15 protein-coding genes and 1 riboswitch are annotated in these 13,847 nt (G+C 44.9%); of the genes, 14 read left to right on the top strand and 1 reads right to left on the bottom strand.

Features of this window, described 5'->3' with window-relative positions:
* The first annotated feature begins 4 nt into the window (after nucleotides 1-4).
* Genes B5G00_RS00235 through B5G00_RS00245 form a run of 3 tightly spaced genes read left to right on the top strand, consistent with a single transcriptional unit; the run spans nucleotide 5 to nucleotide 1,906 of the window.
* Complete coding sequence (locus B5G00_RS00235) at nucleotides 5-508, top strand: amino acid permease (RefSeq protein WP_087266787.1); 504 nt, start codon at nucleotides 5-7, stop codon at nucleotides 506-508.
* A 14-nt stretch (nucleotides 509-522) separates the two neighbouring features.
* A complete protein-coding gene (locus B5G00_RS00240) occupies nucleotides 523-1,227 on the top strand; it encodes a 4Fe-4S binding protein (protein ID WP_162613462.1) in 705 nt (234 codons plus the stop codon).
* A gap of 22 nt (nucleotides 1,228-1,249) precedes the next feature.
* The gene (locus B5G00_RS00245; RefSeq protein WP_087266792.1) at nucleotides 1,250-1,906 is read left to right on the top strand and encodes a TetR/AcrR family transcriptional regulator; all 657 of its coding nucleotides are present in this window, start codon (nucleotides 1,250-1,252) and stop codon (nucleotides 1,904-1,906) included.
* Nucleotides 1,907-2,004: 98 nt separating this feature from the next.
* Here B5G00_RS00245 and B5G00_RS00250 read toward each other — a convergent pair whose 3' ends face one another.
* Nucleotides 2,005-2,604, bottom strand: a complete 600-nt coding sequence (locus B5G00_RS00250) for a DUF1836 domain-containing protein (RefSeq protein ID WP_087266796.1) — start codon at nucleotides 2,602-2,604, stop codon at nucleotides 2,005-2,007.
* Between the two features lie 183 nt (nucleotides 2,605-2,787).
* Nucleotides 2,788-2,957, top strand: a riboswitch (Lysine riboswitch).
* Nucleotides 2,958-3,154: 197 nt separating this feature from the next.
* Between B5G00_RS00250 and B5G00_RS00255 the strand changes: the two genes are divergently transcribed.
* From B5G00_RS00255 to B5G00_RS00305, 11 genes are all read left to right on the top strand, one after another.
* The gene (locus B5G00_RS00255; protein ID WP_087266799.1) at nucleotides 3,155-4,771 is read left to right on the top strand and encodes a Na+/H+ antiporter NhaC family protein; all 1,617 of its coding nucleotides are present in this window, start codon (nucleotides 3,155-3,157) and stop codon (nucleotides 4,769-4,771) included.
* A 302-nt stretch (nucleotides 4,772-5,073) separates the two neighbouring features.
* Entirely contained in the window at nucleotides 5,074-7,284 is a 2,211-nt protein-coding gene (gene pcrA, locus B5G00_RS00260) for a DNA helicase PcrA (protein WP_087266802.1), read from the top strand.
* Between the two features lie 166 nt (nucleotides 7,285-7,450).
* Nucleotides 7,451-7,690, top strand: a complete 240-nt coding sequence (locus B5G00_RS00265; RefSeq protein ID WP_087267627.1) for a hypothetical protein — start codon at nucleotides 7,451-7,453, stop codon at nucleotides 7,688-7,690.
* Between the two features lie 169 nt (nucleotides 7,691-7,859).
* Nucleotides 7,860-9,254 (top strand): 23S rRNA (uracil(1939)-C(5))-methyltransferase RlmD, encoded by a 1,395-nt coding sequence (gene rlmD, locus B5G00_RS00270; RefSeq protein WP_087266804.1) that lies wholly within the window; start codon nucleotides 7,860-7,862, stop codon nucleotides 9,252-9,254.
* 249 nt (nucleotides 9,255-9,503) lie between these two features.
* Nucleotides 9,504-9,971 carry a DUF6075 family protein gene (locus B5G00_RS00275; RefSeq protein ID WP_087266808.1) on the top strand — a complete coding sequence of 156 codons (468 nt, stop codon included), beginning with the start codon at nucleotides 9,504-9,506 and terminating at the stop codon, nucleotides 9,969-9,971.
* The gene (locus B5G00_RS00280) at nucleotides 9,958-10,140 is read left to right on the top strand and encodes a hypothetical protein (protein ID WP_087266811.1); all 183 of its coding nucleotides are present in this window, start codon (nucleotides 9,958-9,960) and stop codon (nucleotides 10,138-10,140) included. Before B5G00_RS00275 ends, B5G00_RS00280 begins: the two co-directional genes overlap by 14 nt.
* A gap of 9 nt (nucleotides 10,141-10,149) precedes the next feature.
* The gene (locus tag B5G00_RS00285) at nucleotides 10,150-10,935 is read left to right on the top strand and encodes a ParA family protein (RefSeq protein ID WP_087266815.1); all 786 of its coding nucleotides are present in this window, start codon (nucleotides 10,150-10,152) and stop codon (nucleotides 10,933-10,935) included.
* Nucleotides 10,925-11,824 carry a ParB/RepB/Spo0J family partition protein gene (locus B5G00_RS00290; RefSeq protein WP_087266816.1) on the top strand — a complete coding sequence of 300 codons (900 nt, stop codon included), beginning with the start codon at nucleotides 10,925-10,927 and terminating at the stop codon, nucleotides 11,822-11,824. The genes B5G00_RS00285 and B5G00_RS00290 overlap by 11 nt, the downstream gene beginning before the upstream one ends.
* Nucleotides 11,805-12,896, top strand: coding sequence for a DUF6017 domain-containing protein (locus tag B5G00_RS00295; RefSeq protein ID WP_087266819.1), 1,092 nt, complete (start codon nucleotides 11,805-11,807; stop codon nucleotides 12,894-12,896). The genes B5G00_RS00290 and B5G00_RS00295 overlap by 20 nt, the downstream gene beginning before the upstream one ends.
* The gene (locus tag B5G00_RS00300; RefSeq protein WP_087266821.1) at nucleotides 12,874-13,233 is read left to right on the top strand and encodes a DUF6050 family protein; all 360 of its coding nucleotides are present in this window, start codon (nucleotides 12,874-12,876) and stop codon (nucleotides 13,231-13,233) included. The genes B5G00_RS00295 and B5G00_RS00300 overlap by 23 nt, the downstream gene beginning before the upstream one ends.
* Nucleotides 13,234-13,377: 144 nt before the next feature.
* A complete protein-coding gene (locus B5G00_RS00305; RefSeq protein ID WP_330396284.1) occupies nucleotides 13,378-13,734 on the top strand; it encodes a helix-turn-helix domain-containing protein in 357 nt (118 codons plus the stop codon).
* The last annotated feature ends 113 nt before the right edge of the window (nucleotides 13,735-13,847 follow it).

Here is a 13,847-nt window from a genome sequence, read left to right on the forward strand (position 1 = left end):
TGCAATGTTTGCTTTGATTACCTCATTAAATGCCTGTCTTGGCTGGCTCCAGGCTCCTATTGCTCAAGCAGCAGAAGACGGATGGTGGCCAGCGGTATTTGCAAAGCGTAATGAGCGGTTTGGAACTCCTCATTTTATTATCTTGACGATTTATGTGCTTTGCTCTATTATCATTTTAAGCGGCATGAATATCGGCGATGTTGCCAATATAGGGAATACTCTTGCAAACTGTGTGCAGGTTATCCTCTGCCTTGCCATTATCACAATGCCTAAAAAAATCCCGGAAATATGGAAGCGCTCTCAGTTCCATATTAATGACAACGCTTATACATTTTTATGTATTCTTGGAGTGCTGGTCAGCGCGGCCTTTGTATATTATGAATGTCTGGAAATCCAGGTAGGGCATATTATCGGAATTTTTGTTTATCTGGCTATTGCGTGCATCTATCCGATTATACGGGCAAAATTCCATAAGATTGAGATAAATATCAGTTATGAAGAAGCGTGATGGAGGAGGCAGTTATGAGTATGTTTAATCCAAAGCCCTGTCTTGGGCTTACAGAAAAAAATACAAATGAAGAGATTAAAAATGCGGCCTTTCAGTTTGTAAAAGAAGTGGGCTATATGATCATAGGGACCACATCTTTGGATGTCAGGACGCCTACAGCCAGAGGTCTGGAAGTCCATCAGCTGGATGACAGCGGGGATTTTTTCATTGGTCTTGCAAAAGGAAAACCTGTGTATTATGAACTTCAAAAGAATCCGTATATTGTGGGCGTTATTGTGAGAGAAACTGTGAAGCGTCTTTCTGCAAGTGTACGGATCAGCGCTCATGTCAGAGAGCTGCCCCCTGAGGAAAACCAGGAAATCTACAAAAGATATTGGGAGCTGAATCCGGGGACAAAGGCTCTCTATCATAAGGACTTAGATATGTTCCGGATCTTTGTGCTGGACAGGGGTGACGGAGAAATCTTCCATCTGCCGGAAGATGATGAAGTGTGCAGACTGAGATTTTCTTTCGGAGGAGCTTCCAAACGTCCATGGGCCTATGAAATCGATCAGGAAAAATGTGTTGGATGCGGTACTTGCGAAGAAGTCTGTATGGAGGATGTAATATTCCCTAACGAAGAGGGAAAATATTTTATACATCATTTTGGATGTCTGGAGTGCGGAAGATGTGCTATGAACTGCCCAAATGATGCCATAGCCAAAGGATTTCAGCCGTAATTCTCTTAAGGAAATATTATAAATGAGTACAGAAAAAAAAATCGACAGCAAAAAAGAGGAAATTCTTCAGATAGCCAGGGAATTATTTCTGACCCAGGGTTATACTAAAACCAGCATTCGGCAGATTGCATCTAAGGTACATATCAGTGTAGGGCTTACTGCTTACCATTTTAAAAGCAAAAGAGAGATGGCGGTAGAGATTGTAAGACGTATTTTCCACCGACTGGCAGGTTATACGAAGATGTATGTAAACAGACATGAGACGCCAGTCCTCTATTCAGCTACGTTAATCTGTCTGAATTATACGGCACTGTCTCAGACGCCTTACCGCTCTTTCTATGAGGATATCCTGAGAGAGGACATTCTTCTGGATGTGCATATAGAGACTGGGGTAGAGACCTATATATGCATACGGGACAAGTACTGCCCCTGGATGAGCGATGAGGAAACAGAGAAAATGGGGTGGTATGGAAATTACGTATCTGCCAGCATGGAAAGGTCTTTAGTGCTCTATCAGGGAATGAAACCTTTAATAGAGGGAACAATCCCGGAAATCATTCTGAAAGCATCTCTTGGAATGTGGCATTTTAAGGGGGATGTCCAGGTTATTGAAGAGGCCGGCAGGAAAGGCAGAGAGATTGTAGAAAAAATTATGGAAAATCATAAGAATATAATTTAAAAAATACAGAGGGACTGCCCTTTGTGCCGTATAGGAGCTTGAAAGATTCCTGATATATGCGGCCTAAGGGCGGTCCTTTTGTAATAATAGAAAAGATTCTAATCAGTTCCTTCTTCGGACATCTGGTCAATGAGATTTTCAATGACCTGTTTTTTTACATACACATCAAAACTTAACATACAGATAAAAGCAAATTTATGAAGAAATTCTTTTTCTTCCTCAGAAATATCTTGAAAAGAGTCATTTGCCAGGGAAAATTTTCTGGTCACATCTTTAGCAAGGGGTTCTATCTGTTCCACCTCCAGCTTCATAATTTCCTCATAAAGGGCTGTAAGATCGATGCTGCCCTCCCCGGGAAAGTATTTCTGAGCAAGAGGCCCCAGAAGCTTCTGGATATCACTGATCGACAGTATATTTTTGAAATAATAGATGAAAATCAGCATCAGCATATGCTCTTTGGAATATTTTTTCTTTACCGGAGGAGGAAGAAGGTCGTTTTTGGCATAGTTGTTGATCATGGTTTTTGTCAGGATCTTGTCCTCTCTGTGGCGTTTGGAAGAACGGAGATGTTCCTCCATAAAGGTAGTTACCTGGTCCATATATAGATCAATACCGGGAATCTCTTCCGGCTTAATATAATCAATTCTGGATATGCTGGAAAGTATGCTGTTTAATATGTCTTTTGTATCAATTGTCATTTTATCACCTCTGCTCCTTATTATATAGTTTTGAAAACTATTTGTAAATGATTTTCCGTAAGGATTTCCTGGTATGCCGGAAGAGATGGGGGAAAATCGTAAAATTTGTCGCTTTTTGTATTGGCATACAAGATAAATAATGGTATGATAACACAAAAGGAAATCAAATCTGGTTAAAACCAGTGAGACGATAGAGGCGCAGGTTTCAAGAGTAGCCTTCTGCACAGGGCGGGGACAGCCGCAGAAGAGGAAAGGGGAAGCTGCCGAAGGAAGACTATCCGCCCGGGAGGTCTTCCTGGAATACTGTATAATATACCGTATTCTGTCACGAAAAGTGGAGCGCTATCCGTTTCTTTCTCTGAATTTTGTTTAGGCAGGACAAAGGATACAGGAAAAGAATTTATAAGACCATGGGCGCATCCATTTCGGAAAAGGCTCATGGTTTTCTTTTCGTTTACTCTTGAAGTACAAAGGAAAGACCCATTGTACGCCGAGGAGAAAGTCCCGGAATAAACAGACGGGATACTATACAATCAGAAAGGATAAGATTATGAAAAACAGAAAGAGATTATTTGGAACAGGTCTGGTCCTGTCACTGTTCCTGACAGTTTTATGGTCAGTGACGGTATTTGCCGCTGAGGGGGAACAAGTGCAGGAGCCGGCGGTATATGCCACAATCTGGTCTCTGCTGCCGCCTGTAGTGGCCATTGTGCTGGCGCTTATCACAAAGGAAGTGTACAGCTCCCTTTTCGTAGGAATTCTCGTAGGAGCGCTGTTTTACTCCAATTTCGGATTTGAAGGAACTGTGGTCCATTTGGTGGAAGATGGATTTATCAGTGTTCTTTCAGATCCCTATAATGTGGGAATCCTGATTTTCCTGGTTATTCTGGGATCTATGGTTTCCATGATGAACAGCGCAGGAGGCTCTGCCGCATTCGGAAGATGGGCCGGAGTCCATATTAAGACCAGAGTAGGAGCCCAGATTGCAACAATCATTCTGGGAATCCTGATTTTTGTAGATGATTATTTCAACTGCCTTACAGTGGGAAGCGTTATGCGGCCCATCACGGATAAGCACAATGTATCCAAGGCAAAGCTTTCCTATCTTATTGATGCCACGGCGGCTCCGGTATGTATTATCGCCCCAGTGTCTTCCTGGGCAGCAGCAGTCAGCGGGTTTGTAGAAGGGGAAGATGGATTTGCCATTTTTATCCGGGCGATCCCTTACAACTATTATGCTTTGCTGACCATTGTGATGATGTTTGCCATTGTATTGATGAAAGTAGATTTTGGACCTATGGCTGTCCACGAGGCCAATGCTATGAAGGGAGATATCTACACTTCCGGGAAACGTTTGGATGAAGCCGCATCTGCATTGAAACCCAATCCTAAGGGAAAGGTTATCGACCTGGTCTTCCCTGTAATCGTTCTGGTAATCTGCTGTATTGTGGGAATGATCTATACCGGCGGATTTTTCAGCGGCACCAGTCTTGTAGAATCCTTCTCTCAGAGTGATGCATCTATAGCCTTGTCTATCGGCAGTCTGATCGCCCTGATTATTACGGTAATTTTTTACAGTGCGAGAAGAGTACTGGTATTCCGCTCCTGTATGGAGTGCATACCGGAAGGATTTAAGGCTATGGTTCCGGCTATCCTGATCCTTACCTTTGCCTGGACCTTAAAAGCTATGACAGATAGTCTGGGAGCTGCAGAATTTGTGGAGATAGCTACGGAATCTGCAGCAGGAAGTCTGATGAATTTCCTGCCGGCCATCGTTTTTCTGATCGGATGTTTCCTGGCTTTTGCCACAGGGACTTCCTGGGGAACCTTTGGTATTCTGATTCCTATTGTAGTAAAAGTGTTTGAAAATTCCGATCCTACATTAATGATCATTTCTATCTCAGCCTGTATGGCAGGGGCTGTATGCGGTGACCATTGTTCGCCCATTTCGGATACCACCATCATGGCTTCTGCAGGAGCTCAGTGTGACCATGTAAATCATGTGTCAACACAGCTTCCCTATGCTGTTTTGGCTGCGGTCATCAGCTTTATTACTTATATTATAGCCGGATTTGTGAAAGTGCCCTGGATTCCGCTTCCTATGGGAATCCTTCTTCTGCTGGCAGTTCTGTTTATTATTAAAAAGAGCCAGAAAGTTCCGGGCTGACAGAATACAAACGGAAGCTATGAAATTCAGATAATAAAATCCTCGCTGTTTGGGCGGGGATTTTTTTGTAACAGCACAGCTGCAGTAAACAGGTGGGTGGGATTTCCAAAGGCTTCAGGCTGGAGAATTCGTGTTTTCTTCCAGAGGGTCTTTCCCCAGACTTGCATGAGATCAGACAAATATGATATACTAGCCGAACAATGACTAGTGGGCAAATAAATATTCACTTGGACCGCTGTTTTGTGGTATATTATAGGAACAAACGTTTCCTTTTTGGGAAAATAAAAGGGAGGATTTCAGAAATGAGTATCTATGATACATTAAATACACAGCAGAGAGAAGCTGTTTTTCATACAGAAGGACCTGTGCTGATCCTGGCGGGAGCCGGTTCAGGAAAAACCAGGGTGCTGACCCACAGGATTGCCTATCTGATCGAAGAGAAGGGAGTCAATCCCTGGAATATCATGGCGATTACCTTTACCAATAAGGCAGCAGGGGAAATGCGGGAAAGAGTGGACAAGCTGGTAGGATTCGGGGCAGAAAGCATCTGGGTTTCCACTTTTCACTCAAGCTGTGTGCGGATCCTGAGAAGATATATAGACCGTCTGGGCTTTGATAATAACTTTACCATCTATGATACAGACGACCAGAAAACGGTTATGAAGGAAATCTGCAAGCGGCTGGAGATTGACACAAAGATTACTAAGGAAAGAACTATTCTGGCGGCAATTTCCTCTGCAAAGGATGAGCTTATAGGACCGGAAGAGTATGAGCTCAATGTGATGGGGGATTTTTCCAAAAAGAAAATCGCCCTGGCCTATAAGGAGTATCAGAAAGAGCTGAAGAAAAACAACGCCCTGGACTTTGACGATCTGATCGTTAAGACTGTGGAGCTTTTCCGCTCTTGTCCGGAAGTGCTGGATTATTACCAGGAACGTTTTAAATACATCATGGTGGACGAGTATCAGGATACAAACACCGCCCAGTTTAAGTTTGTCAGTCTTCTGGCGGAAAAGTATAAGAATCTCTGTGTAGTGGGAGATGATGACCAGTCTATCTACAAATTCCGGGGGGCCAATATTGGCAATATTTTGGGCTATGAAAAAGTATTCCCCCAGGCTCTGGTCATTAAGCTGGAACAGAATTATCGTTCTACTCAGAATATCCTCAACGCCGCTAATCAGGTAATACAGAACAATGTGGGCAGAAAGAGCAAAACTCTGTGGACAGAAAATGAAGAGGGAGAAAAGATCCATTTCCGTCAATTCATGAACGCCTATGAAGAGGCAGAGTATATCGGAGGGGAGATCAGCAGAAAAGTCCGGGAGCACGATGGAGAGTATAGAGATTTTGCCATTCTTTACAGGACCAATGCCCAGTCCCGCCTTTTCGAGGAAAAATTCCTTATGGCAAATATTCCTTATAAGCTGGTGGGAGGAGTGAACTTCTACGCCAGAAAGGAAATCAAGGATCTGCTGGCCTACTTAAAAACCGTAGACAACGCCAGGGACGATCTGGCTGTCCGGAGGATCATTAATGTGCCTAAGAGAGGAATCGGAGCCACTACCCTGGGAAAGGTACAGGACTATGCTTCTGAAAGAGGAATGAGCTTTTACGATGCTTTAAGAGAACCAGAATGTATGGACAGAGTGGGAAGGGCCGCATCAAAGATCCAGCCCTTTGTTACCTTTATCCAGACTCTGCGGAGCAAGGCGGAATATCTGTCACCTTCTGCGCTCCTGGAAGATATCCTTGAGGATACAGGTTATGTGGAAGAACTGAAAGCAGAAGGCACAGAGGAATCAGAAGCCCGTATTGAGAACATTAACGAGTTGATCACCAAGATCGTATCTTATGAAGAGGAAAATGAGGATCCTACCCTTTCCGGTTTCCTGGAAGAGGTTGCGCTGATCGCAGATATCGACACAGTAGAAGGCGATAATAATCAGGTTCTCCTGATGACTCTGCACAGTGCCAAAGGTCTGGAATTTCCCTATGTATTTCTGGCTGGAATGGAAGACGGCATTTTCCCCAGCTATATGACTATAACCGCAGATGACCCTACAGAGCTTGAAGAGGAAAGGCGTCTCTGCTATGTGGGGATCACAAGGGCTATGAAGGAACTGACCCTTACCTGTGCCCAGCAGAGAATGATCCGGGGAGAGACCCAGTATAATAAGACTTCCCGCTTTATCCGTGAGATTCCAAGGGAACTGGTAGATCTGGGAAGAGAAGTTCAGGAAAAGAAAAATATTGACATCCCCCTTCCAACCTCTATGCGGCAGCTGAAGCAGGCATTTAAGCAGCCGGCATTTATACCGAAGAAATTCGAGGTAAAACATGCGGAAGGCCTGGACTATGGAGTGGGAGATACGGTGAAGCACATAAAATTCGGAACAGGGGTGGTCACCGATATTGCAGAAGGAGGCCGTGACTATGAAGTGACGGTAAACTTCGATAAAGTGGGAATTAAAAAGATGTTTGCCTCTTTTGCAAAATTAAAGAAAGTTTAAGGCAAAATCAGAGAATTGAAAAAATTCCTTTTGGAAAAAACGAAGAAAGGATAGTAAAATTCCTTTTAGAGTGGTATAATATCTAAAAGACAGAAGCTGTAGGGCAGATACAGCAGATAGCAATACATTTGCAGCAAGGCTGTAAAAAGAGAGGATGGTGCAGGCTATGAATCGTATTGAGGATTTAATGACAGCTTTACAGAAAAGAGAAGAGGAAAGAAACAAGAATACGGTATTATGGGTCCTGGCAATTATCGGTGCAGTAGCAGCGGTTGCAGGTATCGCATACGCAGTTTACCGCTTCTTTACCCCGGATTATCTGGAAGACTTTGAAGAAGATTTCGATGAGGACTTCGATGATTACTTCGAGGACGAGGATGAGGACGAAGATAAAGAAGAAAAGTAAGAAAGACAATAAGGAGCTTCGGGAGACCGGGGCTTCTTTTTCTGTGGGACAAGTCCGGCAGAGCTCTGTAATATTCAGAGCCCGGATTTTGCCGGACAGCTGCACAAGATCAGGAAAGTATTATTCGTACAGATATAAGAGGAATTAATAAAAGAAAGGAAAAGAGGGTTTGAAGAAAGGCGAAATTTATCAGGGAATAATTGAGAAAGTAGATTTTCCAAACAAAGGAAGAGTCTGTCTGGAAGAAGGAAAGGTTACGGTAAAAAACGGGATTCCCGGTCAGAAGGTCCAGTTTGTGATCAATAAGAAAAAAGGGAAAAAAATAGAGGGAAGGCTGCTGGAAGTGCTGGAAAAATCGCCTCTGGAGACCAGAAATCCGATGTGCAGTATCTTTCCGGCCTGCGGCGGATGTATGTACCAGACCATGCCCTATGAAGAGCAGTTAAAGATGAAGGCGGACCAGGTAAAGGAGCTTCTGGATGATGCCCTGATCAAAGGCGGGCAGACAGACGAGAAGGGCTGTCCGGACTACATATTCCAGGGGATAAAAGGAAGTCCCCAGGAATTTGCCTACCGAAATAAGATGGAATTCTCTTTTGGAGATGAGTACAAGGACGGTCCCCTGTCCCTGGGCCTGCACAAAAAAGGCAGCACCTATGACGTACTGAATGCCCTGGACTGTAAGCTGGTCCATGAAGATATGACCAAAATCCTTGGCTGTGTTCTGGAATACTGCCGGGAACAGGGCTTTACTTACTATCATAAAATGCAGCATACCGGTTTTCTCAGGCACCTTCTCCTCCGCCGGGGAAATACTACCGGAGAGATTCTGGTAAATCTGGTTACTACCAGCCAGGAAAATCCGGATTTTTCAGAGCTGACCAGAAGACTGTTGGATCTGCCCCTGGAAGGTAAGATCGTGGGAATCCTTCATATAATCAATGATGCCCTTTCTGATACGGTGCGAAGCGACGAAACCAGACTTCTTTACGGAAAGGACTATTTCTACGAGGAAATCCTGGGATTGAAGTTTAAGATTACACCTTTTTCTTTCTTCCAGCCCAACTCTTATGCCGCCCAGGTCCTTTACAATACAGCAAGGGAATATATTGGCGACACCAGAGACATGACAGTCTTTGACCTGTACAGCGGAACCGGCACCATCTCTCAGATACTGGCAGAAGTGGCAAAAGAAGTTATCGGAGTGGAAATCGTGGAAGAAGCGGTGGAAGCCGCAAAAGAAAATGCTGCTCTCAACGGGATCACAAACTGCAGATTTATTGCAGGGGACGTGCTGAAGGTTCTGGACCAGGTGGAAGAAAAACCGGACTTCATTGTCCTGGACCCTCCAAGAGATGGAATCCATCCCAAAGCTCTGCCCAAGATCATTCAGTATGGGGTGGACAAATTGGTCTATATTTCCTGTAAGCCTACCAGTCTGGCCAGGGATCTGGAGATGTTTCTGGCAAATGGGTACAGGGTGGAAAAGGTTTGCTGCGTGGATCAGTTTTGTCAGACGGTTCATGTGGAGACTGTGGTAAGACTACAAAGGAAACATACCTAGAAATCCTTGAATTTACGCACTTTGTTGACTTTTTCAGTTTCAACAGATTAGAGGAAAATCACAAGGAAAAGGTACTTGTAAACAAAGTAACCGTTGTGGTTGCCTTAGACCTCGGTACGGGGAACACAAAAAATCCTGGATTATGAAAGTGAATATAGAGCTATCAATACATTGATAGAAGATAGGGATACTTGCAGCAGAGTGTCCCTATTTTTTATACAAAATTGTAAAATTCAGGAGGAAAAACAAATGGCAAAGAACACAGCGACAGGAGCAAAACAGGAAAGAAAAATCACTTTCAAAAACAAGGAACATGAAAAATTTTACAATACCTATCTTTCAAAATGCCCGTATCAGGATTCGTATCACAAAACGCTTATTTATTGCCTGGGACTGTCGGAAGATACCAGACGGAACGTAAACCGGATCTATGACTTTGAAACGGGATTTATAAAGCCGGAGTGTCTGCAGGAAGGCTGGCAGACCAGCGGCAGTGAACGGATTGTCCGTTTGGCGTTTAACCTTTACACAGACGGAACACCTACAACGGATGAGTATGACGATACGGAAGAACAGATTACAGAGACACGGCTTTATTCCGTCAGCGATATATTCTGCACAGGGGACGCTAAATATTTTTGGGAAGCAATCAAAATCCGCTATCCGGATTACTGCTTCTATGTGGATTGGGAGGAGATGTTTTATGCTGAAGATTAGGCTACAGGGAACCGTGAAGGATATTCGCTGGTTTAAACGTCTGCTGGAGAGCCACCCGGAGATCCGGGTTCTCTCCGTATCGGAGATATTTTCTAATAAGGGGACGAACCGATATTTCCGCTCCTATGCGGAAGTGGAAAAGACAGAAAAGAAAGAGGAAGAAAGGTAGGTAAGAGATATGTGCAGAATTATCGCAATCGCAAACCAAAAGGGCGGTGTCGGAAAAACAACGACGTGTGTAAATTTAGGTATTGGTCTGGCAAGAGCCGGGAAAAAGGTGCTTCTGGTAGAAGCGGATGCCCAGGGCAGTATGGCAGTGAGTTTAGGCATCCGGGAGCCGGATGAACTGGATGTAACCTTAGTCACTATCATGGAGAAGGTTATCAATGACGAGGATGTGGAACCGGGAGAGGGGATTATCCACCATGAGGAAGGGATTGACTTTATTCCCGCTAATATTGAGCTTGCCGGACTGGAGACTTCCCTTGTAAACGTCATGAGCCGGGAACAGGTGCTTCGCCTGTATCTGGATGGGGTAAAAGGAGATTACGATTATATCCTGATCGACTGTATGCCCTCTTTGGGGATGATTACCATCAATGCTCTGGTAGCGGCGGACAGCGTACTGATCCCGGTGGAGGCGGCTTATCTTCCGGTAAAGGGTCTGCAGCAGCTTATCAAGACTATCGGCAAGGTACATAGACGGCTGAATCCCAGGTTGTCCATTCTGGGGATTCTGTTGACAAAAGTTGACCGCCGGACAAACTTTGCACGGGATATTTCCGGGCAGATCCGTGAGGTATACGGAAATAACATTCATATCTTTGAGAACTGTATACCTATGTCTGTACGGGCGGCAGAGACAACAGCAGAAGGAAAAAGTATCTATCTTCATGATCCAAAAGGGATTGTGGCAGAGGGATACCGCCATCTGACCGGGGAGGTGCTAGGGGATGAAAAGTAAGAGCGCAGAGAAGATTAGGCTGACTTCCTATGACGAACTGTTTGGAGCAGAAGATAACAATGTGGAGGGAACTTATACCACTGTTCCATTGAGCCAGCTCCGGCCATTTAAAAACCATCCGTTTAAGGTACTGGATGATGAAAAAATGCAGGAGACAGTGGAAAGTGTCATTCAGCACGGCGTGATCCAGCCGGGGATTGTGCGTCCTTGCGCTGATGGATATGAAGTGGTGGCTGGACACCGGAGATGGCGGGCCTGCGAGCTGGCAGGAAAGGCAGAAATGCCGGTGATTATCCGGAATCTGGACGATGACGCTGCCACGGTGCTTATGGTGGATACCAATATCCAAAGGGAGAACCTTCTACCCAGCGAGAAAGCCAGAGCCTACAAGATGAAATATGAGGCGCTGAAACACCAGGGAAGCAAAGGAGACAAACATACGGCAGATGCCGTGGGAGAGAAAGCCGGGGACAGTGGACGGACAGTGCAGAGATATATCCGGCTTGCAAGCCTGATTGACGGGTTTCTGGAGCTGGTGGATACAGGCAGGGTTGCGATGATAGCCGGGGAGCGCTTATCTTTTCTGAAACCGGAAGAACAGGAGATGGTGCTGGGAGCAGCGGGGAACATTGGCGCTTATCCATCTCCGGTACAGGCAGGACAGCTCAAAGCTATGAGTGAGGAAGGAACACTGTCAGAAGGAAGTATCTATGCGCTTTTGGTAAAGAAAGAGAACGGCGGCCAGAGCGTAACGATCTCTTCAAAGAAGATCCGGGATTACTTCCCGCCGGCATATACGAAAACGCAGATTGAGGAAGTGATCTATTCGCTTCTGGAACAATGGAAACAGGAAAAGGAGGAGGAAACAGATGCAGGAAATACAGTTTGATTATTTCCGTGGAATGGAAGCGGAACAGTACAGCTTTTACCGTGTCCCGAAAGTACTGTTTACCGCAGAATGTTTTAAATCCCTTTCCTGTGAAGCAAAGGTTTTGTACGGTCTGATGTTAGACCGTATGAGCCTTAGCATTAAGAACCGCTGGTTTGACGAGGAAGATCGGGTATATATTATTTTTACCGTGGAAGAAATAGCAGAGCTTCTGAATTGCGGAACGCAGAAAGCTGTGAAGCTGATGAAAGAACTGGACAGTAATCAAGGGATTGGATTGATTGAAAAGAAACGTTTGGGTTTGGGAAAACCAAATGTAATCTATGTGAAAAACTTTATGTTGAAGGAAAAACATTCCTTTGAGCAGGAGGAAAAAGCATCGGAAAACCTTGAAAATACGCAGAATAGTGAAAATCACAATTCAAGGATAATGAAAACCACAATTCAGGAATTTCCAGAATCACAATTCAAGAATGGTGAAAATCACAATTCAGGAATTGTGAAAACCACAAATCAAGAATTTCCAGAATCACAATTCAAGAATGGTGAAAATCATACTTCAAGGATAGTGAAAATCACAACTCAAGAAGTTCCAAAATCACAATCTAATAATACTGATATTATTAAGACTGATTATAGTGAGACTGATCCTATCCAATCTAATCTATCCTCCTATGCAGGTGAAGTGCGCCCTATTGGGGAAGATATGATGGAAAAGATGGAAACCTATCGCACGTTAATACAGGACAACATTGATTATGAGTGTTTTGTGGACAGAAGGGAGAAAGAGGATGTAGACGAGCTTGTGGAACTTATGGTGGAAATCCTGATGCTGCCGGATGATACTGTGGTGCGTATCGGAGGGGCAGACAAGCCGGTGTCCGTGGTTAAGAACCGGTTTTTAAAGCTGACGTATTCCCATATCGAGTATGTCCTGTTCAGCCTGCACCGGAATACGTCCAAAGTGGCGAATATCCGGGCGTATCTTTTGACGACACTTTATAATTCGTCTATGACGATGAATCATTACTACCAGGCGGAAGTGAACCATGATCTGTACGGAGGTGGCTGAGATGTATGAGTTTGTCAAAAAAGTGATTGCTCCGGTAGGGGCGGCGGCAATCCTGGCGGCGCTGTTCTATCCCCTCTGTGTGGAGAATGGGCAGTGCGATTACCTGAAATTGTGGATATTTATGGGAATCCCATTTGGCGTACATAAGATGTTCCTGTGGATCATCCCGAAAGGCTTTGATATTGGCGGTACGGTAGGGATGTTTATATTCAACCTGCTGATCGGCGGTGTGATCGGTGGGTTTGTCCTGGCCTGGCGTCTTTTGATGGCAGCCTTTTATCTGGTGAAAATGGTTTTCGCCGGGATCTCAAGGCTTATGAGGGCAAAAGCCGTGTGAAATTTTACAGAAGAACAAGTGAATGAGAGAGTTACGAAAGCAGCTAAGTCCATATACCTGGCTGCTTTTTTCTGTCTTTATGGCAGGGGCACTTTGCGACACGGTGTCGCAAAGTGAAAATCTATCATGGAAGGAGGGACTGTGTTGGGGAACCGTGCGGGATCGCAGAGGTTGATCCAGTTGGGAGAACGCATCCGGCAAAAGAGGAAAGACAGCCATTTATCCCAGGAGACTTTTGCGGAGAAAGCCGGTATCAGTGTCAACACAGTGAGCCGGATCGAGGGAGGGCAGGCGGCGATGTCCGTGGAGATTTTTGCAAAGCTAGTGGAAGTCCTGGACACGGGCGCTGATGAACTGCTGGGGAGAAGGGCAAAGGAAAAAGAGAATGATCCGGTGGAAACAACGGCTGCCCGTATCCGGCGGCTGAAACCAAAAGAACAGAAGATTGTGATCCAGACTATGAAAGCCCTGATGGACGGGATGGAGGGAAAGGACGGATGAGAAGTTCCACAGATATGAGGGGAACCGGCTGCAATTTCCCCATATCTGCTAAGGGATTTTTTCTGCACGGCTGATACACTGGAAACACAGACACAGGAATTGTGGAAGGAGGG

The sequence above is a fragment of the Blautia sp. An46 genome (assembly GCF_002161645.1).
Classification (GTDB): domain Bacteria; phylum Bacillota; class Clostridia; order Lachnospirales; family Lachnospiraceae; genus Blautia; species Blautia ornithocaccae.